The following is a 25,766-nucleotide window of genomic DNA, read 5'->3' on the forward strand; positions in this document are numbered from 1 at the left end:
TCCTCCGTGCTCGCTCATCGGCGCGCGTACTGCTTGCGGTCGATCCGGGTGATCAGGGGAGCCGGGGCCGCCGCCGGGGTGGTGGAGCTGTCGATCAGGGTGGCCAGCGCGGCCACCGTCGGTCCCTCGAAGACGGCGCCGAGCGCGATCTGCGTCCCGAACGTCTCGCTGACGCGGGCCTGGAACCGGGACAGCATCAGCGAATGCGCGCCGAGGTCGAACAGGTTGTCGTCGCGGCCCAGCTCGGGCAGGCCGAGCAGGTCGGTGAGGATCGCGGCGATGCGGTGCTCGGTGGGCGTACGCGGAGCCTCGCCCCGGCCTGCAGCCCCGGCCTCCGGTGCCCGCAGCGCTGCCCGGTCCACCTTGTCGTTCGCGTTCAGCGGATAGTCGGCCACCCAGACGAACCGGGCCGGCACCATGTACGTGGGAAGGACCTTCCGCAGCGACTCGCGTAGTTCCTGCTCCGCGGCGCCGCGGTCGAAGGCGGCGTTCGCCGTCCGGTGCCGGGCCTGCACGTGAGCGACCAGCGTGGGGGCACCGGCGATCGTGTGCACGGTGGTGACCGCGCGGCTCAGCAGGGGATGCCGGCCGAGCTGCGCGTCGATCTCGCCCAGCTCGATCCGGAAGCCGTTGACCTTCACCTGGTCGTCGACCCGGCCGAGCAGCTCGATGTCGCCGTCCGCGCTGCGCTGCCCGAGGTCACCGGTGCGGTAGAGCCGGGCGCCGGGCCGCTCGGAGTACGGGTCGGGCACGAACCGGTCAGCGGTCAGCGCCGGCCGGCCGTGGTAGCCGTCCGCCAGCCCGTCCCCGCCGATGAGCACCTCGCCGGCCACCCCGGCCGGCACCGGCTCGAGGTTCTCGTCGAGCACGTGCACCGTGGTGTTGGTGAACGGCGGGCCGAGCGGCGTGTAGCGCTCGGGCAGCTCGGTGACCCGGGTCCCGGTCGACCAGATCGTCGTCTCGGTGGGGCCGTAGCAGTTCCACAACGCTCCGCCGTGTTCCAGCAGACGCCGGGCCATCGCCGGGGGGAGCGCCTCACCGCCGCTGATGACGGTCGTTCCGGCCGGGTTGGTCCAGCCGTGGTCGAGCAACAGCTGCCAGGTGGCCGGGGTGGCCTGCATGGTCGCGTACGCGCCGGTGTCCAGCCGTTCCCGCAGCTCCGAGCCGCTCTGCGCGATCGCCCGGGACGCGATGTGGGTGATGCCGCCGGTGATCAGGGGCAGGAAGATCTCCAGGATGGAGATGTCGAACGAGAAGGTGGTCACGGCCAGCCAGCGTTCGCCGGGGGCGGGGTCGAGGGAGGCTCGCATGGAGACCAGGAAGTTCGTGAGGGCGCGGTGCGGGATGCGTACGCCCTTGGGCCGCCCGGTGGAGCCGGAGGTGTAGAGCACGTACACGCTGTGGGCGGGGCTGACGGTCACCTCGGGCGGGCCGACCGGTTCAGCGTCGTCGAGGCTGACGTCGTCGAGGGTCAGGACCAGCGCGGCGTTCGCGTCGGCGACGATGTAGTCCAGCCGGGCCGTGGGCAGGTCCGGGTCCAGCGGCAGGAACGCCGCGCCCGCCTTGAGGACGGCGAGCATCGCGACGACGGCCTCCACGGACCGGGGCAGGCGCAGCCCGACCAGGTCGCCGGGGCGTACCCCACGGTTGATCAGCTCGTGGGCCAGCCGGTTCGCCGACCGGTCCAGCTGTGCGTACGTGATGGTCCGCACCGGCCCGCCGTCGTCGAACACGACCGCCGGGGCGTCCGGTGTCGCGGCGGCCTGGTCGGCGACCCGCAGGTGCGCGTGCCGGTCCACGTCGTACGCCGTCCGCGTGTCGTTGCCCAGCAGCAGCAACTCCGTCCGCTGCTCCGGGGTGAGCAGCCGAAGCCGGCCCACCGGGGTCTCCGGGGCGTCGGCGGCGGCCGTCAGCAGCGTGCGCAGCTGCACCGCGAACCGCTCGGCCGACGCGGCGTCGAACAGGTCGGCGTCGTGCTGCAGCATGCCGCCGAGGACACCGTCCACCTCGGCGACGGTGAGCTGGATGTCGGCCTGCGCGCTGACCGGCTCGAGCACCACCGGCCGCAGGGTGAGGCCGCCGAGGTCGAGGCGGGCGTCGCGATGGCCGAGCAGGAAGCCGGCCGTGGCCGCGCCCTGGGTGCCGTGCGGCTGCTGCCACGAGAACAGCGCCTGCACCAGCGGGGGGCGGCCCGGTTCACGCCGGACCCGCAGCCGCTCGACCACCTCGGCGAGCGGCAGGGCGGCGTGGTCGAGGGCGCGGGACACCAGCCCGGCGTTGCGCCGGACCATCGCCGCGAAGCTCTCCCCGGTGTCGATCCGGCCGCGCAGCGCGACGGTGTTGACGAACAGGCCCACCGTGCCGGCCGTCTCGGCCCGGCCACGCCCGTGGGTGGGGGAGCCGATCAGCAGGTCACGCTTGCCGGAGTGCCGGGACAGGAAGATCTGGTACGCGCTGAGCAGCACGACGTACGGCGTGGTGCCGTACTCGCGGGCGAGCGTACGCAGCCGCTCCGACGTGCCCGCGTCGAGGTGGAACCGGTGCGCGCCACCCCGGTACGCCCGATGCGACCCGGACGGCCGGTCGGTACGCAGTTCGAGGTCGGTCGGTGCCCCGTCCAGCTCGGCGCGCCAGAAATCCCACAGCCGCTCGGTCTCGGCCGTGCCGAGGTCCGCGGTGATGCGGCGGTCGAGGGTCGCGAACCCGGGCGGGACCGGCGTCGCCCCGGCCGGCCGGCCCGCGAGCTCGTCGCGGTAGCCGGTGTCCAGCTCGCTGAGGACGAGCTGCATCGACCACATGTCGCTGACCAGGTGGTGCAGGACGAGAACGAGGTGGTGCTCGCCGGGGCCGGTCGCGAACAACTCGGCGCGGACCAGCGGCCCGGTGGTCAGGTCGAACGGGCGGTGCGCGGCCTCGTTCATCCGCGCGGTGAGTTCGTCCCCGGTCCATCCGGTGGCGTCGTGCGTCGCGAACTGCGGCGGCAGGGTGGGGTGGATCCGCTGCACGGGCTCCCCGGCGACGGCCGGGAACGTGGTGCGCAGTGCGGCATGCCGCTCCACCACCCGGTTCAGGGCCCGGTGCAGCGCGCCCGCGTCCAGCTCGCCGGTAACCGCGGCGGCGACGCTGATGTGGTACGCGGTGCTGTGCGGGGCGAGTTCGGCCATGAACCACATCGCCCGCTGCCCGGCAGACGGCGGCTGGTCGCCGGTGGCCTCGTCATCCGGCTGCCCGTCCGCCGAGCGGGGGCGCTTGCCGATCGACTCGGTCAGCGCGGTGATGGTGAGGTCGGCGTCGTCCTCGTCGAGGTCGACGTGCAGCTCGGTCTGGACGCTGTGGCGCAGGCGCAGCAGGTCCAGCGAGTCCAGCCCGAGGTCACCGAGCGGCCGGTCGAGCGGGACTTCGGCGGGCTTGTCGCCGAGCAGCTTGGCGACGGCGGTCCGCAGAAATCCTGCGACGTCGTCCCCGCCCGCTGCGGCTGTCTTCGCCGCGGCGCGCGCGCCGACCACCGTGAGGGTGCCGTCCAGGTAGTCGCGGCGGCAGGCGTGCCGGGCGACCTTGCCGCTCGAGGTGCGCGGCAGCGTCGAGGCGCGGATCAGCACCACCGCGGCGGGGCGGACCTCGTGACGCTGCGCGACGGTCTGCCGGATCTGCTCGGCGAGCGCGACCAGGTCCTCGTCCTCGTGGCCGCGGACGAGCTCGTGCACGATCACGAGCCGTTCCTCGTCGTCCTGCTCGACGGAGAAGGCGGCGCCGCCGTTGCCCTTGAGTATCGGTGACACGGTCTCGACGGACTGCTCGATGTCCTGCGGGTAGTGGTTGCGGCCGCGGACGACGATCAGGTCCTTGCGGCGCCCGGTGACGAACAACTGCCCTTCACGAACGAAACCGAGGTCGCCCGTACGCAGGAAGCGCGTGCCGTCGTCTCCGGCGAGCGTGGCGCCGAACGTGTCGGAGACCGCGTCGGCCCGTTTCCAGTAGCCGCGCGCGACGCTGGGCCCGTTGACCCAGATCTCCCCGACCTCTCCCGGCTCGCACAGCTCCGCGGTCTCCGGGTCGACGATCCGCAGCGTCTGCTCGTCCGGCAGCTCGCCGGAGCCGACCAGTTCGCCGGTGGCGCCGCTGCCGGCCGGGGCGGGCGTGGTCAGGATGCCCGCGCCGGTCGGGCCGGCGGTGACCATCAGGGACGCCTCGGCGAGGCCGTAGCAGGGGAGGAACGCGCTGGGCCGGAAACCGGTTGCCGCGAACCGGTCGGCGAACGCCGCCAGGGAGCGGGCCCGCACCGGCTCGGCGCCGTTGTAGGCGACCTCCCAGGAGCTGAGGTCCAGCGTCCGCAGCTGCTCGTCGGTGATCCGCTCGACGGCGAGGTCGTACGCGAAGTTGGGCCCGCCGGTGACCGTGGCCCGCTCGCGGGAGACCACGTCGAGCCAGCGGTACGGGTCCTGGGCGAACGTGGCCGGTGCCATCAGCGACATCGAGCCGCCCCGGTGCACGGTCGTGAGCACCGAGCCGATCAGCCCCATGTCGTGATAGACGGGCAGCCAGGACACGCCGCGCATGTCGGGGCCCAGGCCGAACACCCGCTGGATCATCGCGGTGTTCGCGAGCAGGTTGTCGTGGCTGAGCACGACGCCGCGCGGGGTGGCGGTGGAGCCCGAGGTGTACTGCAGGAACGCGATGTCGTCGCCACGCAGCCCCGGCTCCCGGAAGTCGTCGGCGGCGGAGTCCGGCACGTCGTCGGTGGAGCACACCCGCAGGGCGTCCGCGGCCGGTACGCCGGCGAGCCGCCCGGTCATCCGGTCCTTCAGCGCCGCCGTGGTCAGGGCCACCTCCGCGCCGCAGTCCTGCAGGATCGCGAACAGCCGTTCGACGCTGCGCGGGTGGCGGGTGGGCGGGTACGCGGGGACGGCGATCACCCCGGCGTAGAGGCAGCCGAAGAACGTGGCGACGTAGTCCAGCCCGGCCGGGAACAGCAGCAGGGCGGTACGCCCGCGGAGCCCCTGCCGGAGCAGCTCGGTGCCGATCGCGCGGGCCCGGCGGTCGAGCGCCGCGTAGTCCAGCGCCGGCGCCTCACCCGGGCGCTCGGTGTGGAAGCTGAACGCCCGCTTCCCGGGTTGCTGCTGCGCAGCGGTGGAGAGCACCTCACGCCAGTTCATCACGACACCTCGCCTCGATTTGATTCCGCCGCCGGCAGAGCCTTCGCGGGCAGGGCAGCCGCGAGCTGCCGGACGGTGTGCTCGCCGAGCATCACGTCCAGCGGCAGCTCGAGCCCGTGCCGGCGGCCCTGCATCACCACCCGGACAGCGCTGAGCGACGTGCCGCCCAGCGCGTAGAACTCCTCGTCGACGCCCACCGACGGGCGGCCCAGGACCTCGCACCACAGGGTGCGCAGCAGCATCTCGGTGGCGCCTTCGGCCACCGTGCCGGTGGACAACGGCGTCACCGCGGCGACCGGTTCCACGTCGTACGGATCCTCGTCGTCCGGTGAAGGCGGTCGCTCGTCGGCGACCAGGACCGGCAGGCCGGCGATCGCGACGTCCGGGTCGGCCGCGGCCGCGGATACGACCTCGTCCAGCGAGCGGGACACCAGTTCGACGGTCTCCGCGGTGAACAGGTCGGAGCGGCCGAACAGGTTGCCGCGGACCACGTCGCCGTCCTCGAGCAGATCCGCGACCAGGTCGAACGGTGCCTTGGCGTGGGCCAGCAGCACCGGCTCCAGGGTGACACCGGGAATCTCGCCGAGCCTCAGGCGCACCTCGGCCGGCACGACCGCCATCCACGCCTGCACCAGCGGCGTGCGGCCGACCCGGCGGGCGGGGCGCAGCCGCTCCACCAGCAGCTCGAACGGCACGTCCGGGTTCGAGTACGCGGCGATGCACCGGTCGCGTACGTGGCCGAGGAGTTCCTTGAAGGTCATCTCCGGGCGGACCTCGAGGCGGATCGGCAGGGAGTTGACGAAGAAGCCGATCAGCTCCTCCAGGTCCGCCTCGGAGCGCCCGGCCATGGGGATCGCCACCACCAGGTCCTGCTGCCGGCTCCACCGGGACAGCACCGCGGAGTACGCGGCCAGCGCCACCATGAACGGTGTGCCCCCGCCGCCGGGGGTCGCGTCGAGCAACGCGGCCAGCAGCGGCGCCTTGAGCTCGACCGGCGCGATCACCGCGTCGAAGGTCGGGCGGTCCGGGGCGGCGTGGTCGCGCGGCAACCGCAGCGGCGGCAGCCCGGCGAGGCGCTCGGCCCAGAAGTCGATCTGGGGTTCGAGGGCGCCGGAGGAGAGCTGTTCCTGCTGCCACAGGGCGTAGTCCGCGTACTGCAGCGGCAGCTCGGGCAGGACGCCGTCGCCACCCTCGACCAGCTGGGCGTAGCTGGTGGTGATGTCCTTGAGCATCACGGTCAGCGACAACCCGTCGCTGATGCTGTGGTGCATCGAGGTGAGCAGGATGTGATCCCCGGGCCCGAGCCGCAGCAGGAAGCACCGCAGCAGCGGACCCTGGGCCAGGTCGAACGGCGCGGCGCGCAGCTCGTCGGCACGGGCGCGGGCGCCGGTCAGGCCACCGTCCACGTCGATCACCGGCAGCGGCACCGGCTCCGGCGCGCGGACCACCTGGACGACCTCCGCGCCGTGCAGCCGGATCACGGTGCGCAGCACCTCGTGGCGCTCGACGACCCGGGTCAGCGCCTCGGCGAGCAGCTCCGGGCGGATCGGTCCGCGCATCCGCACCGCCACGTTCATGCTGTAGATCGTGCTGTCCGTGTCCGTCTGCTCGAGCAGCCACAGCCGCTGCTGGCCGTAGGACGCCGGCAGCTGGTACAACTCCTCGCTCATTTCTCTTCCGCTCCTGCCTGGTTGGTCGGGGTGATGCGGTACCTGCTGCGGTCGGTGCGGCGCAGTGCGGGGGCCGGGGCCCGGCGCGCGGCCTTCGTGATCGCCGTGGCCACACCGCGCGGAGTGGGCGCGGCGAAGAGCTCGCTCAGGGACAGCTCGACGCCGTGCTCCGTGCGCAGCCGCGTCAGGATCCGGATGGCGAGCAGCGAGTGACCGCCGAGCTCGAAGAAGTTGTCGGTGGCGCCGATGTTCTCGCGCTCGAGGACCTGGCCCCAGACGCGGGCGACCGCGATCTCCAGGTCGGTGGCGGGTGCCTCGTGCGTGGCGCCGGAGGTTCCCGGTTCGGGCAGCCGTTTGCGGTCCAGCTTGCCGTTGGGGCTCAGCGGCCACTCGGTCACCGCGACGAAGACGCCGGGAACCATCGGCGCCGGCAGCCGCTCGCGAAGGTGCTCGCGCAGCACCGGGGACAGCTCGTCGGCCTGCCCGGCGTCCGACGTGGGGAGCACCCACGCGGTCAGCGACGAGCCGGCGGGGCCGGTCCGCACACCCACCACGGCCGAGTCCACCGCGGGATGCCCGGCGAGCACCGCTTCGATCTCGCCCAGCTCCATCCGGACGCCGTTCAGCTTGACCTGGTTGTCGATCCGGCCCAGGTATTCCAGGCAGCCGTCGTCACGCCAGCGGGCCAGGTCGCCGGTGCGGTAGAGCCGCTCGCCGGAACCGAACGGGTCGGGCACGAACCGGTCGGCGGTCAGCCCGGGGCGGTTCCAGTAGCCACGCGCCACGGGGACACCGCCGATGAGCAGTTCGCCCGGGAGCCCGTACGGCGCCAGCGCTCCGGTGCGGTCGACGACGTAGAGCCGCGCACCGGCGATCGGACGGCCGATCGGCACCCGGGTTCCGACACCCTCGGTGCTCGGGAACCAGGACACGTCCACGGCCGCCTCGGTGGGGCCGTACAGGTTGTGCACCGGCACGCCCGGCAGGAGCCGCTCGGCCTCGCGGACCAGCGCGGCGGGCAACTCCTCGCCACTGCACACGATGCGGGTCAGGGACGTGCACTTCGCGACGTCGCGGGAGGCCAGGAACAGGGCCAGCATCGACGGTACGAAGTGCAGGATCGTGGCACCGGAGTCGACGATCGCCTCCACCAGCCGGTCCGGGTCCCGGTGCACGCCGGGGTTGACCAGCGTGACCGTGCCACCGACCATGAGCGGCCAGAACAGCTCCCACACCGACACGTCGAAGCCGATCGGGGTCTTCTGCAGGACCCGTTCGCCGACCTCGAGGCCGAGGGTCTCGTGGTGCCAGAGCAGCCGGTTGACGACGGCCCGGTGCTCGTTCATCGCGCCCTTGGGCCGCCCGGTCGACCCGGACGTGAAGATCATGTACGCGAGATCCCGCCCGGTCAGCTCGACCTGCGGCGCGGTGCCCGGCGAGGCCGCGATGACGAAGGCGTCCCGGTGCGGGCAGATGATGGCCGGGCCCGCCGCGCGCATGGTCTGCAGCAGCTCGGCGGAGACCGATGTGGTGTCGGTGACGACCACGTCCGCGCCCGAGTCCTCCAGCATCATGGCGATGCGTGCCGACGGGTACTCGGTCTCCAATGGCAGGTAGGCCGCACCTGACTTGAGCACGGCCACCAGCGTCACCATCAGCTCGATGCTGCGCGGCAACGCGACACCGACGACCCGGCCCGGTCCCGCACCGCGCTTGCGCAGCACGTTCGCCAGCCGGTTGGCGCGCACGTCGAGCTCGGCGTAGGTCAGCTCGGCCGCGCCGAACTTCACGGCCACCGCGCCGGGAGTGCGGGCCACCTGCTCCTCGATGTGGCCGTGCACGGTGGCCGGTCCGCGGTTCAGCGCCGGTGCCGCGGCACCGCTGAACTGCTCGACCAGGCGGGTACGGTCATCCGCGCCGAGCACGGTCAGCGCGGAGAGCGGCGTACCCGACTCGACCTGGTCCAGCACCTCGACCAGCGCCGCCGCGAGCCGCCGGACCGAGGCAGCGTCGTAGACGTCGGTGTTGTACTCCACGCACCCGTCGATGCCACCGTCGACGCGGGGCACGAGATCCACGGTCAGGTCGAACTTCGCGGTGGTGCGCCCGAGCCGGACCGGGGTCAACTCGACGTCGCCCATCGCCACGCTCGGCCGCGGGTTCTCGTAGAACTGGAAGAGGTGACGCAGCAGCGGGGAACGCCCGGTCGCGTCACGGTCCGGCTTGAGCACCTCGACGAGGCGGTCGAAGGGCAGGTCGGCGTGGCTCTGCGCGTCCAGGACGGTGCCCCGGGTGCGGCGTACGAGGGCGGGCAGGTCGGGGTCGCCGGTCAGGTCGAGGCGCAGGGGGAGCGTGTTGACGAAGAAGCCGGCGAGCGCGGCGATCTCGGCCCGGCCGCGACCGGCCACGGGGGTGCCGACGACCAGGTCGTCCTGGCCGCTCCACCGGTGCAGGACCGCGCCGAACGCGGCGAGGCCGACGGCGAACGGGGTGGTGTGCTCACGTTCGGCGAGCCGGGTGATCCGGGCGGCGGTGCCGGCCGGGACGGCGAAGTCGAGGGTCGCCCCGGCGAATCCGGCCTGGGCGGGGTGCGGGCGGTCGGTGGGCAGGTCGAGCAGGGGCGCGCCGGTCAGCTGCGTACGCCAGAATTCCTCCTGGGCCTTGGCGGCCGGGGACTCGAGCCATTCGCGCTGCCAGACGGCGTAGTCGCCGTACTGGACGTCCAGCGGGGGCAGGTCCGCGCCCGCGTACAGCTGGATGCCCTCGCCCAGGATCAGCTCCACCGACCATCCGTCGGCGACGGCGTGGTGCACGGCGAGCACGAGCAGGTGGGTCTCCGGGGCGGCGCGCAGGCAGGCGACCCGCAGCATCGGCCCGTTGGCCACGTCGATGGGCTCGGCGACGATCTGCTCGGCGCGGGCCAGCGCGGCCTGCTCGCCGTCGACGTCGATGACGGGCATCGGCACGGGCGCCCACGGCTGGACGATCCCGATGCCGTCGCCGTCCCCGTCGGAGCGCAGCACCGTACGCAGTGCCTCGTGCCGCTCGACCACCCGGCCCAGCGCGTCCGCGAGCCGCTCGTGGTCCAGCGGGCCGCGCAGCCACGCACCGGCCGCGATGATGTAGACCGGGTCGCCCGGCTTGAACTGGTCGAGGAACCAGAGCCGGCGCTGGCCCGGCGACAGCGGCACCGGACCGTCGCCGGTACGCCGGGTGATCTCACCGGCCCGCGGCGAGCCGGTGTCGTTCTCGGCGCGCAGCCGGCGCATCAGCGCCCTGCGTTCCGGGGTCAGTGTTGCTCTTCCCACGTGGATCAACCTCCGGGTGCTCGGATTGGGGTCTGGCTGTCAGTTCACGCCGTGGGCGCTGCGGTCGTCCTCATAGATGGCCGCGAGCCGGCGGGCCACCAGGTCGAGCGTGTCGATGAACCGTTTCGACGACTTCTGCCGCTGCTTCTGCGCGGCGAACAGGATGGACAGCTCGGTCAGCGCCAGGACCACCGTGTCGGTCCGCGCCGCCTGATTGACCAGGTCGCGCATCCTGTTGAGGGTGGGGCCGGCGACGCCCTCGATCTTGACCGAGAAGGCCAGCTGCTGGATGGCGTCCAGGTGCCGCGGTGACGGCACGTTCACCTCGAACTCCGCGGCGAGGTCGCGGAACGTCGTGAAGTCGGCCACGGAAGCGGTCGCGAAGAGGTCGAAGCTGCGGACGTCCTCCTGCCGCAGGTAGCGGGCGGTCTCCTCGGCCGTGGAGACGTACGTGACGCCGTGCTGCGCGCAGATCTTCCTGATCTCCGCCTCGAAATACTGGGTGGTGTTGCACGCGACGCTGACCACGGTGGCGCCGTTGGCGCACAGCCGCTCGATCGCGCTGGTCACGGTGGCGCGGACCTCGTCGACCCGGTCGAGCAGCTCCATCGACAGCCCCATGTCGGGCACGGACTCGACCAGCACCCGGGGAAAGCTGACGTCGCCTCGGAACTTGATCTGCCGGCTCTCCCGGATTCCGCGGTTGAGCTTCTCCCACAGCAGCATCCCCGCCTCGGGGGAGTTGCCGGTCAGGATGCCGATCGCCTGACCGCGCGCCCGAGTGACCCGCGCACCGGCGGCGACGTCCTCGACCCGGGTGTTCGCCTGCACCGCGAGGAACTGCTCGGGGACGAACTCGACGGCCCACTCCAGGTGCCCGAGATTTGTCATCATCGTGTACGGCGGGAAGCTGCGGTCGATCACACCGGCGTCGAAGATCTGGGTGACCTCGGGGTGCCGGGCGAGCGCGAACGGTGTCACCGTGCCGTAGCCCATCCCGAACCGCTCCCGGACCTCCTGCTCGTCGATCCGCAGGAACGGTGCCCGCAGGATCGCGGCGACCTTCTCCTCGTCCAGCTTCTGATGGCCGCGGATGTGGAACGCGACGTACCGGGCCGGGCCGGGGGCATCGATGCGACCGAGCGCGGACTTGAGCTCGTCCCGCAGCGGGATGCCTACACCGCCCAGGCGCTTGCGGCGGCTCGCGGCGTCCGCGCAGCTGCGCACCGGGGGATTGCGGGAGACCAGGTGCCACACGTCGCCGGCGGTGAGGACGTCCAGATTGGCGGCGACCTCGGGAGGAATCGCGTTCTCCGCGAACGTGACGTCCGCTGGGCGTTCCGCGCGCGTTTGCACGCTCATCTGACAGCTCCTTTCGTGCCGAGGCTCCGGCACCATCGGCATCGATCGTGCGGGAATGCGCGTGGGGGATGGAGTCGGTGAAACCCCTTACTGCGAAGGGCGATCAAGGCGGCGCACCGTACGCGTGAGCACCGGCACCGCCGACCCGGCCAGGACGACCGGCGCACACCAGAGCACCGCCCGGGCACCGAACCGGTCGACGAGCAGACCCGCGGCCGTCGACCCCACGGACAGCGACCCGAAGGCGATCAGCCGGTAGCTGGCGGTCATCCGCGCGAGCAGCCGGTCGGGGGTGAGCCGCTGGCGCAGGGTCATGGCGATGACGCTCCCGCCGGCCGCTCCCGCGGAGCCCAGGAAGAACGCCACCGCGCACCGCACCAGCCCCGCGGTGCCGCCGCCGGCGCCCGGGAGCAGCAGGTAGGACAGCGTCGAGAACGGCAGCACCAGCGTGAACGTCCGCCCGAAACCGAGGCGGCGCAGCACCGCCGGCGTGAGGAGCGCACCGGTCGCCGCACCCAGCCCGCCGACGACCATCACCAGGCCGTACCGGGTGCTGCCCTGGCCCAGCTCGCGGACGAAGTGGATCAGGAACGCCACGCCGAGCAGCGCGTACCCCGCGTTGTAGATGCCCGCGTGGATCACCACCCGGCGGATCACCGGCTGGCCCAGCACCGCGCCCAGCCCGTCGGTGATCTGCCGCCGCAGGGACGCGCGCGGCTCGGGCGCCGGTGGCTCCTCGCGCCGCCGGACCAGCAGCAGTGCGCTCGCCGAGACCAGATAGGACAGTGCGTCGAACACCAGCGCGCCCGCCGGCCCGAACGCACCCGCCGCCCAGCCGGCCACCCCCGGGCCCGCCGTGTTACCGACCGCCTGGTTGGTGGCGAGCATGCTGTTCGCCGCGGGCAGCTGGTCCGCGGCGACGACCCGCGGCAGGTACGCCGCCGCGGCGATGTCGTGCAGCACCGTCGCCGCCCCGCCTAGCGCCGCGACCAGGAAGACGTGCCACAGATCGAGCGCCCCGGTCAGGGCCAGCAGCGGCACAGCCAGCACCAGCACCAGCCGGATCAGGTCGGTCGACACCAGCACGGGCAGCCGGGCCCGCCGCTCCAGCCACACCCCGGCGAGCAGCGGCAGCACCACGAACGGCGCGGTGTAGCAGGCCTGCAGCAACCCGACGTCGGTGCCGCTGCCGTTCATCGTGGTGAGCACGAGCAGCGGCAGCACCACGCCGGTGATCTGCGACCCGACCTGCGAGACGGCATCGCCGGTCCACAACGCCCGGAAGTCATGGTTGCCGCGCCACGGCGATCGCGGTGGTGGCGGGTCGTGCGGCGGTGCCGTCCTGGTGATGGTGCTGGTCATCGTGCCTCCCGCGGGTCGGCCGAACGGTCCGGGTACGGGCACCGTCCCATCGGAACCGGCCGCGCAGGAGTCCGGGATTCTCCCGATCACACCCGGAGCCACCGGGGCCGCACGATGGGTACTCGACGGACTCCGATGGGGATGAGGCGCGTGATGAGATGGCGTGAGGTGCTCGCCGGGGCCGCGGTGAGGCACTCGGACAAGCCCCCGGAGCACCGGATCGGCGCCGGTTGCGACCGGACCGAGAGCATCGCGGAGTTCCTGAGTGTCTGCGTCGCCGAACGCACCGGTGGCGACCCCCGGGCCGTCCCGCTCGACCGGCCGTTCAGCGAGCTCGGCCTTGACTCACTCGACCTGCTGCGCCTGCAGCACCACGTCCAGAGCCGGTTGCACGTCGACCTCGGGGAGGGCCGGAACTCCGGACGGGGGATCGCGGCGCTCGCCGCGGAGATCGCCGGGCGGCCCCGGACCGTGCCGATGACCGACTCCGGTGAGACCGTGGGCGACTTCCCGCCGACCGCGGGGCAGCGTGCCACGTGGTTCCTCGCTCAGCTGGCCCCGGACAGCTCCGCCTTTCACCTCAGCACCGCCGCCGAGGTCACCGGGGACCTGAACGCCGAAGCCCTGCGTCGCGCGCTGACCCGGGTCGCGCACCGCCATGCCGCTCTGCGCACCAGCTTCCCCGTCATCGACGGCGAACCGGTGCAGCGGGTCCACGCCGTTCTCGCCCCCGCGTACGCCGGGCACGACGCGACGACGTGGACCGATGAGGAGCTGGCAGCCCGGCTGCGCGCCACGGCGCATCGGCCGTTCGAGCTTGCCCCGGGGCCCCTGGTACGGCTGGAGCTGTTCCACCGCGGCCCCGCCGATTACCGCCTCGTGCTCGCCGTCCACCACCTCGTCGCCGATCTGTGGTCCCTGGAGATCCTGCTCCGCGAGCTCGACGCCGCGTACCGCCACGAGATCGGCGCCGGACCCACCCGCCAACCCGTCGCGGTCCCGGGCTTCGCCGCCGTGCAACCCGTCGCGGTCCCGGGCTTCGCCGCTGTGCAGCCTTGGATCGACAGCCGGCTGGACGCAGCCACCGTCGCCGGTGCCGAGGACTTCTGGCGCACCGAGCTCGACGGCGCGCCCACCATGCTCGACCTGCGCACCGACCGGCCACGCGGTCCCCGGCAGCGCTTCACCGGCGGGGTGAGCCGGTTCCACCTCGACGCCACGACCTCCGCGCGTCTCGCCGCGCTCGCCCACTCCCTGGGCACCACCCTCTACGTGGTCCTGCTCTGCGCGTTCCAGGTGCTGCTCTCACGCACCACCGGGCAGCGGGACCTGCTGGTCGGGTCGCCGGTGCACGGCCGCTCCCGCGCCGAGACCGCCGGCACGATCGGGCCGTTCACAACCACCGCCGTGCTGCGTGCGCGGATCGACCCGGGGGAGAGCTTCGCCGACCTCGTCCGGCGCGCCGCGGTACGCGTACCGCGCGCCCTCGACCAGGCTCTGCTCCCGCTGTCCCGGCTGGTGGACGAGCTGCGCGTACCCCGTGACCCGGGCCGGCCCCCGCTGGTCCAGGCGCTGTTCACGTTGCAGCGCCCCACCGGGCCGCCGGGCGACGCCCTCGCCGGTTTCCTCCTCGGGCACCGCGAGTCGCGGCTGGACGTCGGCGGGCTCGACCTGCTGCCGGTCCCGTTGCCGGACGGTGGGACCCGGCTCGACCTGCAGCTCACCGTCGCCGAGGTCGGCGGCGTGCTGGGCGGGCTGCTCCAGTACGACGCCGAGCTGTTCGACGCGGCCACCGCCGAACGCCTCTCCGGGCAGTTCCGCACCCTGCTCACCGCGGTCTGCGAGGACGCGGACCGCCAGATCGGGCGGCTACCGCCCGGGCCGCACCCACCGTCCTGACCCTCGATGACGTCGCTGTAGAACGACGAGGGCCGCTCCCCACCGGGGAGCGGCCCTTCCGGCATCGCTCAGGCGGTGACGAGGCGCTGGGCCCGCAGCAGCTGGTAGAACGGCTCGTGGTGGGCGCTGAACGCTGCGAGCCGCGGGTCGTTCTCCACCGTGTTGGCGTACTGCGAGGTCCGGGCGCTGAACCCGGTGCTGGCGGCCACGTCCTGGTGCCACCGGTCGCTGCGCTCCCACTCGGGGCGGGCACCGGCCTGCCAGTTCAGCGCCTCCGGGCGGAACGGGAGCCCGACCTCGGCGCAGTAGTTCGCCATCGTGGCCTCCGGCGCGGTGACCAGGTCGGCCGAGTCGATCACGACCGCCGGAGCACCCCCGGCCACGCGGACCGCCTCGAGGATCTCGTGCTGGTTCTCGATGCCGATGTCGGAGACCTGCATGTCGGGCTTCAACGCGTAGAACGACGACGCGACCTCCGCGGGTGTGCGGATCAGGAACGTGTGCCGCGCCTCGCGCAGGAACGCCGTGTCCGCGAGGATCTCCGGGTAACGCTGGTCGGTGGTGTCCTTGAAGAACACCGTACGGGTCCGCGCGATCCCCGTGACGACCTCGATCAGCTCGGCGGGGGTCCGCACGACGCGGTCCAGCACCGTCGTCTCCCCGAAGTCGACCAGGTTGCACAGCGGCTCGTGCAGCGCGACCACGTCACCGTGCTCCACCATCGAGCGGAAGAACGCGGTGGATCGGGACCGCGGCGCCGCCCACAGCGCGATGATTCCAGTCATGTCGTAGCTCCCTAGAAAGACGGTTCAGCCATCCTCGCCACCGTCCCCCGGGAGGCCCCCGCGGCACATGTCAGGGATGTTCCCGGCTGTCCGTGCCGGTCGCGCGCGAGAACGGTGGGGGTATGACCGACGTGATCGCCGAGCCCGTCCAGGGCTCACCACCCGCCGCCCCGGCCGTGGCGCCGTCCCGGCGTCACCGCATCCTGCGCCGCTGGCGCCTCGCCGCCTGGTTCACCGTCGCCACCCTCGTTGTCGTGGTGGCCGGCGCCGGCCTGACCGCCACCTGGCTGGTGCGCCGCTCGCTGCCGCAGTACACGGGCAACCTGACCGTGCCGGGGCTGAGCGAGCCGGTCCGGGTGGCCCGCGACGGGCTCGGCGTCCCGCAGATCTACGCGAGCACCCCGCACGACCTGTTCCTCGCCCAGGGCTACGTGGCCGCCCAGGACCGGTTCTGGGAGATGGACATCCGCCGGCACATCACCGCCGGGCGGCTGGCCGAGCTGTTCGGTGAGGGCCAGGTCGAGACGGACGCGATGATCCGGACCATGGGCTGGCGGCGGGTGGCCGAGCAGGAGGTCACGTTGCTGTCACCGCAGTCAAGGGCACACCTCGACGCGTACGCCGCCGGCGTCAACGCCTACCTGAAGGACCACAGCAGCTGGAGCCTCAGCGCCGAGTACGGCCTGCTGGGCCTGACCACCGAGGTCCCCGCCCCGGAGCCCTGGACGCCGGCCGACTCCGTCTCGTGGCTCAAGGCGATGGCGTGGGACCTCAACGGCAGCATGTCCGACCAGATCCGCCGCTCGCTGATGTCCGCGACGCTGACCCAGGAGCAGGTCGACGAGCTGTTCCCGGACTACGACTACCAGCGCTGGCCGACCACGATCGCGGCGGGCGCGTCCACCGGGGGCGCCGGCGGGGGCAGCGGGCAGGCCCTCACCGACGAGCAGCTGGGCGCCGTGGGCAGTTCCGCCCAGGGGGCGACGGCGATCGACGGGGTGCTGGGGGAGCGGGGCCGCAGTATCGGCTCCAACGCGTGGGCCGTCGCCGGGTCGCGCACGACGACCGGTAAGCCGCTGCTGGCCAACGATCCGCACCTCGCGGCGTCGCAGCCCGGCGTCTGGTACCAGTCGGGGCTGCACTGCGAGAAGGTGACGGCCGGGTGCCCGTACGACGTCGCCGGTTTCGGGTTCGCCGGTCTGCCGGGCATCGTCATCGGCCACAACGCGAACGTCACGTGGGGCTTCACCAACCTGGGGCCCGCCGACACCGACCTGTTCCTCGAGAAGATCACCGGCGGCACGTACGAGTACCGCGGCGCGCAGGTTCCGCTGACCACCCGTACCGAGATCATCAAGATCGCCGGCGGTGAGCCGCGGACCGTCACCGTCCGCGCCACCCGGCACGGCCCGATCATCTCCGACGTCTACGACCGGGTGAAACAGGCCGGTGACGCCGGCCGCGAACCCGGTATCGCCCCGGCCCCCGGCGGCTACGCGGTGGCGTTGCAGTGGACGGCGCTGGACCCGCACCCCACCCTCGACGCCGTCTTCGCCCTCGACACCGCCACCGACTGGACGTCGTTCAGGGCCGCCGCGGCGAAGTTCTCCGTGCCGTCGCAGAACCTGGTCTACGCCGACACCGCGGGCCACATCGGATACCAGGCGCCGGGCCTGATCCCGGTCCGCGCGAAGGGCGACGGCACCGCCCCGGTGCCGGGCTGGACCGGTGAGTACGACTGGACCGGTTACCTGCCCTTCGACGACATGCCCACCCAGCTCGACCCGCCGTCGGGCTACATCGTCAGCGCCAACAACGCCGTCGTCGGGCCGGAATACCCGCACCACATCACGTCGGTGTGGGGGGACGGCTACCGCGCCGCCCGGATCACGAAACTGATCGAGGACGCCGGGAAGCTCGACGCCGCGGCGATGCGGCGCATCCAGCTGGACACCCACAACGGCAACGCCGAGGACCTCGTGCCGCGGCTGCTCGCCGTGACCCCGGGCGAGGGGGCCCGCAAGGCACAGGCACTGCTGCGCGACTGGAACTTCGACCAGCCGGTGGACTCGGCGGCGGCCGCGTACTTCAACGCGGTCTGGGACCGGATGCTCGAGCTCACGTTCGAGGCCCGCTTCGCCGGTACGCCCTACGGCAAGGGCCCCGACGGCGGCGGCCTCTGGTACGAGATCGTCCGCAAGATGCTGGCGCAGCCCGATTCGATGTGGTGGCAGAACACGACCGATCCGCGCGGGTTGCGTACCCGTGACGATGTCTTGATCGCCGCCATGGACGATGCGGCCGCGACACTGTCCGGAAAGCTCGGCACCGACCCGGCGCAGTGGCGCTGGGGTGACCTGCACAAGCTCACCCTGCGCAACCAGACACTCGGCACCGGCGGCCCGGCACCCGTGCAGTGGCTGCTCAACAGCGGCCCGTTCGAGGTCCCGGGTGGTACGGCAGCGGTCAATGCGACCGGCTGGGACGCCCGGGAGGGTTATGAGGTCAACTGGGTCCCCTCGATGCGCATGATCGTCGACCTCGGCAACCTCGACGCCTCCACCTGGGTGAACCTCACCGGCGTCTCAGGGCACGCCACCGACGAGCACTACGACGACCAGCAGGAACTGTGGCGCACCGGCCGCACCGCGCCGTGGGCCTTCACCCGCTCCGCTGTGGACACCGCCACCGAGGACGAGCTGACACTGACCCCGGAGAGCTGAGCACACGGAACAGCCCGAGCCGCTGGGCTCGGGCTGTTCCGTGGGGAGCGGCGGTCAGGCGGCTTGCTCCTCAGCCACGCTCAACCGGAAACCGACGCCGTGCACCGACTGGACGAGCTCGGGCCGGCCCAGTCGCCGGCGTAACCGGGCCACCACGGCGTCGACCACGTTGGAGCGCGGGTCGGCCATCTCGTCCCAGCAGCATTCGATCAGTTCGGTGCGGGTGATGACCTGGCCGGCGCGGGTGGCGAGCAGTTCCAGCACCGCGAACTCCTTCGCCGACAACGAAACCGGCGCCCCGCAGAGGGTGACGGCCCGGCGCGACAGGTCGAGGCTCAGATCGCCGGACCGGACGAAAGCGGGCCGGGTCTCACCGGTACGCCGGCACAGCGCCCGGACCCGGACCGCCAGCTCGGCCAGGGCGAACGGCGCGCTCACGCAGTCGTCCGCGCCGGCCGCGAAACCCTCGATCCGTTCGGCCGGGTCGTCACGATGGCTCAGGAGCAGGATCGGGGTCCGCACGCCGGCACCGCGCAGCGCGCGCGTCATCGCGGCGCCGTCACCGTCGGGCAGCCGGCGATCGACGACCAGGCAGTCGTACCGCGTGCAGGTCTGCTTGAACTCGCCGTCCGCAGCGTCGTGGGACCGGTCCACCGCGAGGCCGGCGGCGCGCAGGGCGGCCACGAGACGAGCGGCCAGGATGTCATTGGCTTCGATGAGCAGAACCCTCATACCGTCCCCTTCGCACGCCGAACGGCCGACTTCTCCGGCCGGACCCATCACACTCCGGCGCGCCCCCGCTGACAGGTCGGGCAAATCCCCGACGTGAGGAAGCGCGGCGAAGACCTTCTCCAGGGTCCGTCGGCAGTGGGTGGCGAGGGCGGCAGGATCCGGCCACGGGCACGAAGCAGACGGATGCCGGGCTCAGTCATTGCCGTGACCGGCGACGTCACGATGAAAGGTTCATTCGGGGTCGGAACGGTTCAGGATGTGTACGCCCGAAGCGAACCGGGTCAGCTCCGCGTCGGACACGGTGAGCCCGGCGCTGACCGTGATCTCCAGCGTGGCGTCCCAGTCGGTGACGTCGACGGCCAGCGTCGCGCCGTCCGCGTCGTGGGTGAGCCGGGCCTTGTACTTGCCGACCTTGCCCGTGGTGTTGCTGAGCTGCTGCCGTTTCCGCAGCACCACGGCGATCGTGCCGGAGCTGTTGCGGAAGGTCATCCTCGACGCGGTGACCGTGTCCGCCGCCAGCCCCGACGGGGTGAGGTCGAGCGTGAACGGCGGCAGCACGGCGATCGAGGCGGCCGTCAGCGAATCGGCGAGGGCGACGACCTGTTTCGGGGTGTACGTGTCGTCGGTGGCCAGCTGGATCCACCGGCCGGCGGATTCCTGCCAGGAGAGGGTGAGCTGCTTCGCGGGCTGCACGTCGACCGTCCGCAGGGTTCCGGTGTGGCCGCGGACCTGCTTGTCCGACTCCGTGGCGGATGTGGTGAACGACGGTTTCCGGCTCGACACCGTGATCGTGATGTCGGCGTGGTCCTGCAGATCGGTGGCCTCGAAGAACGCGATCGGGTTGCCGTCGCGCATCGATGCGACGGGAGCGCTCATGCCGTCGGTGGCCGGGAGTGTGTAGGGGAACGTCGGCGCGGTCCAGCCGTCGACCAGGCGGACCGCTTTTGAGGACGGGGGTGGCGGCGAAGACGGGGGTCGTGAGGAGGTGCGCGGGGACGAGGAGGGGGATGCCGACGGCGAGGTGGCCGTCGGGGCGGGGGCGGCCGGCGCCGGGGCCTGGGTGGGTGCGACCACCGGCCGGTCGCGGGTGGCGAGGACCACGCCGAAGGGTACGCCGAGGGCCAGCACGGCGGCGGCCGTGGACAGCCCGGTGGCGACCCGGCGCCGGTGGTGGCGGCGGGACTTCTGGTGCACCGAGCTGAGCAGCCCGCCGTCGGAGGGTGCGTGGTCGGCGGCGCTCCGCATCGAATCCGCGAGCAACCGGTCCAGGTCATCCATCGCCGTACACCCCCTCCTCACCCAAGAGTTTCCGCATCCGGGCCAGTGCCCGGGCAGCCTGCGACCGTACCGTCGACTCGCCGCAGCCCAGCAGGGCCGCGATCTCGTTGTCCGGCAGGTCGCAGTAGAAGCGCAGCACGAGTACGGCCCGTTGCGCGCGGGGCAGCCCGGTCATCAGCTGCCACATCTGGTCGCGGGCCAGGACCCGTTGCTGCGGGTCGTCGGGCCCGGCCCGATCGGGGACCTCGGCGAGGATCGCCTCACCCGCCGAGCGGCGCCGGCGCCAGGACAGGTACTGCCGCACGATCGCCGTCCGGACATAGGCCTCGGCGTGGTGCATCGCGGTGATCTTGTCCCAGCGGCGGTGCATCCGGGCGAGGACCTCCTGGACGAGGTCCTCGGCCAGATGCGCGTCCCCGGACAGGACGTACGCGAAGCGCAGCAGCGCCCGTCCCCGGCCGTGCACGAAGTCGTCGAAGCCCTCCGTGACGCCGGCGGACATGCTGCCGGTGTCACGGAGGAAGCCCGTCTCGGTGGGACGGCTCAACAGCTCTTGAACACGTACGAACCCGATCCCGGGGTCGTCACATCGACGTCGCGCAGCACGATCGAGAGCTTACTGCCGAACGCCGAGCAGGCCTTGGTGAACTCACTCTGCGTGTACTCGATCACGATCACATTGTTGCCGTACGTAGCCGTGTAGTTCTCGCACTCGTCGAAGTCGGCGCATTCCTCGGCGACCGCGAAGTCGAACCCGGCCTGCTTGGCGTTCGCCGTGCTCAGGTCGGCGGTGTTCTTCTGCCCGACGGCGAGACCCTTGCCGTGGGCGTAGGCGGTCAGCGACGCGGCGTACGCGATCGCCTGCGACTCGGTCAGCAGCCCCTTGGACCGGGTGTACGAGTCCAGGTTGTCCGGCTCCACGGCCTGGAAGCCCTTCGTGGCGCAGCCGTCGATCCACTCGCCGACGACCGTGGTCAGCGCCGCCCGCTTCGCCGCGGTCGAGAAGTCCAGCAGGATCTCGTTCCAGTCCTTGTCGATGACCAGGTTCCCGCTCGCGTCCTTCAGCAGCAGCTCCGGGTGGTTCGCCTTCCACCACGAGTTGTCGTCGGGCTGCGCCTGGAACGCGTTGACGTAGCAGATGTTGTAGAGCCCGGCGGCCACGTTCGAGGTGCGGTCACGGCTCACGACGCTGACGCCCGCGGGCGGCGTGTACGCCCCGCCGATCTGGTAGTCGAACGTTCCGTTGGCCGGCGGCGGGGTCCACGTACCCGTGCTCGCGGGCTTTGCCGGTGTCGCCGAAGGCGTGGCCGTGGGTGCTTGCGTGGGTGTCTTCGTCGGGGCGGATGTGGCTTTTGTCGGAGTCGGAGAGGCGGTCGTCGGTGACGGCTTCACCGTGGGTGAGGGCGCTGCCGAGGTCGTGCTGGCCGTGGGCTTGGGCGTGTGCCGTCCGCCGCCCTGCCACGGCTTGTGCGTACCCGCGTCGGCGGTGCCGATACCGATACCGGCGGCGACCACTGCGACGGCCGCGACAGCCATCCCTACCTTGAGCCGGCTGCGCCTGCGGTGAACTGCCATCGGGGGAACTCCTTGCGTTTCGGGGTGCAACTCCACCCCTTGAACGCGGTGGGCCGCCGCCCCCGCTGCCGCTGGTTCGAGATTTCTTTCCGTTACCGAGCGCTCACTGCCTTGACCGATGGGCGAAGATGGGGAGTCAAGGCCGATTTACGTACGAAAGAGGGCAGCGCGATGATCGCCAGGCGGATCGCCACCGTGGTAGCCACCCTGCTGGCCGTCACCGGCCTCGGCGCCTGCGGCGGTGCGCCCGTCGAGTCGCGGCGTGCCGAGCCCGCCGCGTTCGCCCCGGCGGCGGCTACCCGCACCCGGACGGTCGCCCGGGACGTGTCCGCTGTCACTCGGGCCCAGTCCGGCGTACGCAACGTGCCCGCAGCCTTCCGCATCCCACCGGGCAGCCGCGTGACCGGACTGAGCGACCGGGAGTCAGGCGCCTCGTTCACGCTCACCGAGCTGGATCCGCAGAGCGTGATGGCGTTCTACCGCCGCGAGCTCCCCGCCGGCGCGTTCACCGTCGTCGCGGACCGCGCCGAGAGCGGCGCCACGAGCCTGGCCTTCCGCAACGCCGAGGGCTGGGCCGGCGCGATCTACGCCACCACCCACCGCGTCACGGTTGCGGTGAAGCGGGCCTGAAAGCTCCGATCGACCGTTATGAGACTGCCATCGACGGGAGCGCCGAAGATCTCTAGACTGCGCCGGGCGGAGTGCCCCTCGGCGGAGAGAGAGTCATGGTCAGGCGACGTGGAGTAATCCTTGGCGCGGTCGGTGTCGGCGCGGCTGCGGGTCTTGCGGCCGCCGGGTGCTCCTCCTCGGGCAAGGCCGCCGGTGGCACCCCGCAGGCGGCGAGCAACGCGGCGGAAGTCGGCGCCTGGAGCGCCCCGCCCACCGCGAAGCCGATCAGCCTGACCGTGAGCCCCAAGGCGGGCGCCGCGAAGGTGTCACCGACCGAAAACATCAGCGTCGCCGTCGAGGGCGGCACCCTGAAATCGGTCTCCGTCGTCGCGGGCTCGAAGAAGATCAGCGGCGAACTGCAGGCCGACGGCGCGACCTGGCGCTCGACGGGGACCCTCGCCTACGGCAAGACGTACAAGGTCAACGCGTCCGTTGTCGACAGCCTGGGCGCCGAGGTGAAGAAGACGTCGACGTTCACGACGCTCAAACCGGGCAAGGTCGCGAGCGTCACGTTCCAGGCCAACGGGCTGAACGTCCTGCGCACCGGCGGCACGTACGGCATGGGCCAGCCGGTCATCGTCGCCTTCAGCAAGTCCGTCTCCAAGAAGTCCGCGGCGGAGAAGGCGATCACCGTGGAGACCTCGCCCGCCGTCGAGGGCAAGTTCTTCTGGGTGAGTGACTCGATCGTCCACTGGCGCCCCGCGAAGTACTGGAAAAAGGGCACCACGATCAAGGTCAAGGTCGACGCGTTCGGCGTCAACCTCGGCAACGGTGTGTACGGCGCCGCCGCCAAGAAGACCGACTTCACGATCGGCCGTCAGCTGCTGGCGATCACGGACAACAACACCCACCGCACCAAGGTCTACATCGACGGCAAGATGGTCCGCGACATGGCCTCCAGCACCGGCCGCGGCGGCTACTCCAAGGCCGCCGACGGCTCGCAGCTGCACTTCTGGACCAACTCGGGCCCGCACGTCGTCCTCTCCAAGGAGAAGTCGCACTCCATGAGCTCGGCCAGCTACGGGCTGACCGACCCGAAGGACCCCAACTACTACGCCCCCGAGATCGTCAAGCTGTGCACCCGGATCAGCTACTCCGGTGAGTTCCTGCACGCCGCCCCGTGGAACAAGTCCCTCGGCCGCGCCAACCTCTCCCACGGCTGCGTCAACCTCAGCGTCGCCGACGCCCAATGGGTCTACGACAACTTCATCCTCGGCGACGTCGTCGACGTCCGCCACACCCCGAAGTCCCTCGCCGTCTGGAACGGCCTCGGCGACTGGACCGTCTCGTACGACAAGTACGGCGCCTAGGTGTGCTGTCCAGGGACGTTGGTCAACCTGGTGATCGGTGGTAGGCCGCCGGTGATGGTGGTAATGATGCAGGAAGGCCGGTAGGGCCTTCCTGCGCCACCGTCGGGGATGTTGCACGATCCGTCAGATGCGCTCCAATCGCGGGGCACGAAGTTGCCTTGAAGCAGGCGATGCCGCAACCTTCTGCGGTGTCATGTGTCAAGCGTGGACCAGTCACGTCCGGGCCGGCCTGCGGACGGTGCCGCAGTCCATGGTGGAACGCCGGGAAATTCTGTGGCCCTCGCCACCTGGCCGCGAAGGGGCCGGGCTCAGCAGCACCTCGAGGCGTTCCCGCTCCAGACCTGTCGGGTCACCAGCCACGACACACCAAGGAGCAATCATGACCGCCGTAATGACCCATCAGACTGGCTCTAGGTTTCTTGGAAGAAAGCCGTCCGGTGACCCAACCGGATGGCACCCGGCGCGGGTAGTACAGGTGTGAGCATCGCAACGGGGCCGGGGTTCGCCGAGTGGGTGCGTCCCCATCTGGGTGCGATGGCCCGGCTCGCGGCAAGGCTCGCACCGGCGGCGGACCGCGACGACGTCGTGCAGGAAGCGCTGACCCGTGCCTGGCTCAAACGCGGCCAGTACGACCCGGCGCGCGGAGCCCCGTCAGCATGGCTGCTCGCGATCGCCGCCGACCAGGCCCGCAAGGCGGCACGACGGTCCCGCCCGCTGGTCGGCGTGCCCGATGGTGCGGGTGCGGCGGGCATCCCGGACGAACGCGTCGACCTGCAGCGCGCCCTGGACCGCCTCACCGACCGGCAACGGCTCGCCGTCGACTGTGTCTACTTCGCCGGGCTGACCACGGTGGAGACCGCGGCCGTCATGGGCTGTGCCGTGGGGACCGTGAAGTCGACGCTCGCCGACGCCCGCACCAAACTGCGTACCCTGCTGGAGGTGGCCGGATGAACGATCCGATCGACGACCTGCTGACGGATGCGGGCCGGCAGTGGCGGGCCGCCCAGCCGGACCCACCCGAACCCGACACCGCACGGTGGACGCAGCACAACCGGCGCTGGCTGCCGGTCCTGGCCGCGGCAGCGGCGACCCTGATCGCGGCCGGCTCCGTGGTGCTGCTGGTGAACCGCCCTGACAATGCCGGTCCGGTCGTGGCCGATGCTCTTGTGGTCCACGACGGCGACATCGTGGAAGCATCCGGCACCGTGCTCAGCCTCCCGGGCGAACCCGTCCGCTTCTGCGCACCGGCACCGGTGGCACTGGGCGGGGGTGGGGGTCCCGAGGCCGGTTGCCCGTTCTACGTGCCGGTCACCGGGGTCGACCTCGATGCGCTCACATATACGCCACTCGCCCGGAAAGCCAAGTTACCCGGCTCCGCGCATCTGGTCGGCGTGTGGCGCGCGGGCACCCTCACCGTCACCGAGCAGGGCCCGTCGACACCCGAGACACCCGCCGTGCCCATGACACCGGACGAACCGCCGTGCCCGGCGCCGGCGGGCGGGTGGAAAGCCGACCCGGGGGACCGGACGGAACTGTACAACTACGTCGACGAGCAGCACCCCGACCAGTTCCGCCCGCTCTGGGTCGCCCATCCCGGCGGCGCGGAGGTCCTGGTCGTCGAGGTGGTTACGGGCAACGCCGCCCAGGCCCGGCGCGAGCTGGAGAAGCACTACACCGGCAACCTCTGCGTCGTCGCCACCCCCGGCCGTCCTAGCATCGCCGACCAGCGAAAACTGACCGAAACCGTCGGCGAGGCGGTCGGAGACCTGATGGAAGACCACACCAACGGCATCTACGCCGCAGCGACAGGCGATACCGTACGCCCGGAGCTGGTCATCCTCACTCCCCAGCTCTACGCCAAGTTCGCGGACATCGGCTTCACGTCGCTCGTCCCGGAACCGTGGCTCCGCCCGATCAGGAAAAGCCCATAACCCATGGAG

At 71.8% G+C, this 25,766-nt stretch carries 16 protein-coding genes; 6 read left to right on the top strand and 10 right to left on the bottom strand.

Going from position 1 to position 25,766, the window contains the following annotated elements; translation table 11 throughout:
* Positions 1–14 precede the first annotated feature (14 nt).
* The 5 genes from Ahu01nite_RS40115 to Ahu01nite_RS40135 all read right to left on the bottom strand — a co-directional run bounded on the left by Ahu01nite_RS40115 (position 15) and on the right by Ahu01nite_RS40135 (position 12,855).
* Positions 15–5,153 carry a non-ribosomal peptide synthetase gene (locus Ahu01nite_RS40115; RefSeq protein WP_203841992.1) on the bottom strand — a complete coding sequence of 1,713 codons (5,139 nt, stop codon included), beginning with the start codon at positions 5,151–5,153 and terminating at the stop codon, positions 15–17.
* Positions 5,153–6,823, bottom strand: coding sequence for a condensation domain-containing protein (locus Ahu01nite_RS40120; RefSeq protein WP_203841993.1), 1,671 nt, complete (start codon positions 6,821–6,823; stop codon positions 5,153–5,155). The genes Ahu01nite_RS40115 and Ahu01nite_RS40120 overlap by 1 nt, the downstream gene beginning before the upstream one ends.
* Complete coding sequence (locus Ahu01nite_RS40125) at positions 6,820–10,131, bottom strand: non-ribosomal peptide synthetase (protein ID WP_203841994.1); 3,312 nt, start codon at positions 10,129–10,131, stop codon at positions 6,820–6,822. The genes Ahu01nite_RS40120 and Ahu01nite_RS40125 overlap by 4 nt, the downstream gene beginning before the upstream one ends.
* 39 nt (positions 10,132–10,170) lie before the next feature.
* Positions 10,171–11,493: an aspartate/glutamate racemase family protein gene (locus tag Ahu01nite_RS40130; RefSeq protein WP_203841995.1), complete on the bottom strand. Its 1,323-nt coding sequence runs from the start codon at positions 11,491–11,493 to the stop codon at positions 10,171–10,173.
* 87 nt (positions 11,494–11,580) lie between these two features.
* The gene (locus Ahu01nite_RS40135; RefSeq protein ID WP_203841996.1) at positions 11,581–12,855 is read right to left on the bottom strand and encodes an MFS transporter; all 1,275 of its coding nucleotides are present in this window, start codon (positions 12,853–12,855) and stop codon (positions 11,581–11,583) included.
* A 153-nt stretch (positions 12,856–13,008) separates the two neighbouring features.
* Here Ahu01nite_RS40135 and Ahu01nite_RS40140 point away from each other — a divergent pair, with 153 nt between their 5' ends.
* On the top strand, positions 13,009–14,754 hold the full coding sequence (locus tag Ahu01nite_RS40140; RefSeq protein WP_203841997.1) for a condensation domain-containing protein: 1,746 nt from the start codon (positions 13,009–13,011) through the stop codon (positions 14,752–14,754).
* A gap of 68 nt (positions 14,755–14,822) precedes the next feature.
* On the opposite strand, the gene Ahu01nite_RS40145 is transcribed toward Ahu01nite_RS40140, so the two are convergent.
* Positions 14,823–15,539, bottom strand: coding sequence for a sulfotransferase-like domain-containing protein (locus Ahu01nite_RS40145; RefSeq protein ID WP_203841998.1), 717 nt, complete (start codon positions 15,537–15,539; stop codon positions 14,823–14,825).
* 122 nt (positions 15,540–15,661) lie between these two features.
* Here Ahu01nite_RS40145 and Ahu01nite_RS40150 point away from each other — a divergent pair, with 122 nt between their 5' ends.
* Positions 15,662–18,262, top strand: coding sequence for a penicillin acylase family protein (locus Ahu01nite_RS40150; protein WP_203841999.1), 2,601 nt, complete (start codon positions 15,662–15,664; stop codon positions 18,260–18,262).
* 54 nt (positions 18,263–18,316) lie between these two features.
* Here Ahu01nite_RS40150 and Ahu01nite_RS40155 read toward each other — a convergent pair whose 3' ends face one another.
* From Ahu01nite_RS40155 to Ahu01nite_RS40170, 4 genes are all read right to left on the bottom strand, one after another.
* Positions 18,317–18,994 carry a response regulator transcription factor gene (locus tag Ahu01nite_RS40155; protein ID WP_203842000.1) on the bottom strand — a complete coding sequence of 226 codons (678 nt, stop codon included), beginning with the start codon at positions 18,992–18,994 and terminating at the stop codon, positions 18,317–18,319.
* A gap of 231 nt (positions 18,995–19,225) precedes the next feature.
* Positions 19,226–20,272: a hypothetical protein gene (locus Ahu01nite_RS40160; RefSeq protein WP_203842001.1), complete on the bottom strand. Its 1,047-nt coding sequence runs from the start codon at positions 20,270–20,272 to the stop codon at positions 19,226–19,228.
* Positions 20,265–20,819 carry a SigE family RNA polymerase sigma factor gene (locus tag Ahu01nite_RS40165; protein ID WP_239159514.1) on the bottom strand — a complete coding sequence of 185 codons (555 nt, stop codon included), beginning with the start codon at positions 20,817–20,819 and terminating at the stop codon, positions 20,265–20,267. Before Ahu01nite_RS40165 ends, Ahu01nite_RS40160 begins: the two co-directional genes overlap by 8 nt.
* On the bottom strand, positions 20,816–21,847 hold the full coding sequence (locus Ahu01nite_RS40170) for an endo alpha-1,4 polygalactosaminidase (protein WP_239159515.1): 1,032 nt from the start codon (positions 21,845–21,847) through the stop codon (positions 20,816–20,818). The genes Ahu01nite_RS40165 and Ahu01nite_RS40170 overlap by 4 nt, the downstream gene beginning before the upstream one ends.
* A gap of 171 nt (positions 21,848–22,018) precedes the next feature.
* Between Ahu01nite_RS40170 and Ahu01nite_RS40175 the strand changes: the two genes are divergently transcribed.
* From Ahu01nite_RS40175 to Ahu01nite_RS40190, 4 genes are all read left to right on the top strand, one after another.
* Positions 22,019–22,477: a hypothetical protein gene (locus Ahu01nite_RS40175; RefSeq protein WP_203842002.1), complete on the top strand. Its 459-nt coding sequence runs from the start codon at positions 22,019–22,021 to the stop codon at positions 22,475–22,477.
* 95 nt (positions 22,478–22,572) lie between these two features.
* Positions 22,573–23,826, top strand: a complete 1,254-nt coding sequence (locus Ahu01nite_RS40180; RefSeq protein ID WP_203842003.1) for a L,D-transpeptidase — start codon at positions 22,573–22,575, stop codon at positions 23,824–23,826.
* Positions 23,827–24,303: 477 nt separating this feature from the next.
* Positions 24,304–24,777 carry an RNA polymerase sigma factor gene (locus Ahu01nite_RS40185; protein ID WP_203842004.1) on the top strand — a complete coding sequence of 158 codons (474 nt, stop codon included), beginning with the start codon at positions 24,304–24,306 and terminating at the stop codon, positions 24,775–24,777.
* Entirely contained in the window at positions 24,774–25,757 is a 984-nt protein-coding gene (locus tag Ahu01nite_RS40190; protein ID WP_203842005.1) for a hypothetical protein, read from the top strand. Before Ahu01nite_RS40185 ends, Ahu01nite_RS40190 begins: the two co-directional genes overlap by 4 nt.
* Positions 25,758–25,766: the final 9 nt, after the last annotated feature.

The sequence above is a fragment of the Winogradskya humida genome, assembly GCF_016862215.1.
Classification (GTDB): Bacteria; Actinomycetota; Actinomycetes; order Mycobacteriales; family Micromonosporaceae; genus Actinoplanes; species Actinoplanes humidus.

Excerpts from the sequence above, each read along its gene's own strand:
- Ahu01nite_RS40155 (WP_203842000.1), bottom strand. The coding sequence starts at position 18,994 with ATGAGGGTTCTGCTCATCGAAGCCAATGACATCCTGGCCGCTCGTCTC.
- Ahu01nite_RS40180 (WP_203842003.1), top strand. The coding sequence starts at position 22,573 with ATGGTCAGGCGACGTGGAGTAATCCTTGGCGCGGTCGGTGTCGGCGCG.
- Ahu01nite_RS40160 (WP_203842001.1), bottom strand. The coding sequence starts at position 20,272 with ATGGATGACCTGGACCGGTTGCTCGCGGATTCGATGCGGAGCGCCGCC.
- Ahu01nite_RS40130 (WP_203841995.1), bottom strand. The coding sequence starts at position 11,493 with ATGAGCGTGCAAACGCGCGCGGAACGCCCAGCGGACGTCACGTTCGCG.
- Ahu01nite_RS40170 (WP_239159515.1), bottom strand. The coding sequence starts at position 21,847 with ATGGCAGTTCACCGCAGGCGCAGCCGGCTCAAGGTAGGGATGGCTGTC.
- Ahu01nite_RS40175 (WP_203842002.1), top strand. The coding sequence starts at position 22,019 with ATGATCGCCAGGCGGATCGCCACCGTGGTAGCCACCCTGCTGGCCGTC.
- Ahu01nite_RS40135 (WP_203841996.1), bottom strand. The coding sequence starts at position 12,855 with ATGACCAGCACCATCACCAGGACGGCACCGCCGCACGACCCGCCACCA.
- Ahu01nite_RS40120 (WP_203841993.1), bottom strand. The coding sequence starts at position 6,823 with ATGAGCGAGGAGTTGTACCAGCTGCCGGCGTCCTACGGCCAGCAGCGG.
- Ahu01nite_RS40115 (WP_203841992.1), bottom strand. The coding sequence starts at position 5,153 with ATGAACTGGCGTGAGGTGCTCTCCACCGCTGCGCAGCAGCAACCCGGG.
- Ahu01nite_RS40140 (WP_203841997.1), top strand. The coding sequence starts at position 13,009 with ATGAGATGGCGTGAGGTGCTCGCCGGGGCCGCGGTGAGGCACTCGGAC.
- Ahu01nite_RS40145 (WP_203841998.1), bottom strand. The coding sequence starts at position 15,539 with ATGACTGGAATCATCGCGCTGTGGGCGGCGCCGCGGTCCCGATCCACC.
- Ahu01nite_RS40190 (WP_203842005.1), top strand. The coding sequence starts at position 24,774 with ATGAACGATCCGATCGACGACCTGCTGACGGATGCGGGCCGGCAGTGG.
- Ahu01nite_RS40150 (WP_203841999.1), top strand. The coding sequence starts at position 15,662 with ATGACCGACGTGATCGCCGAGCCCGTCCAGGGCTCACCACCCGCCGCC.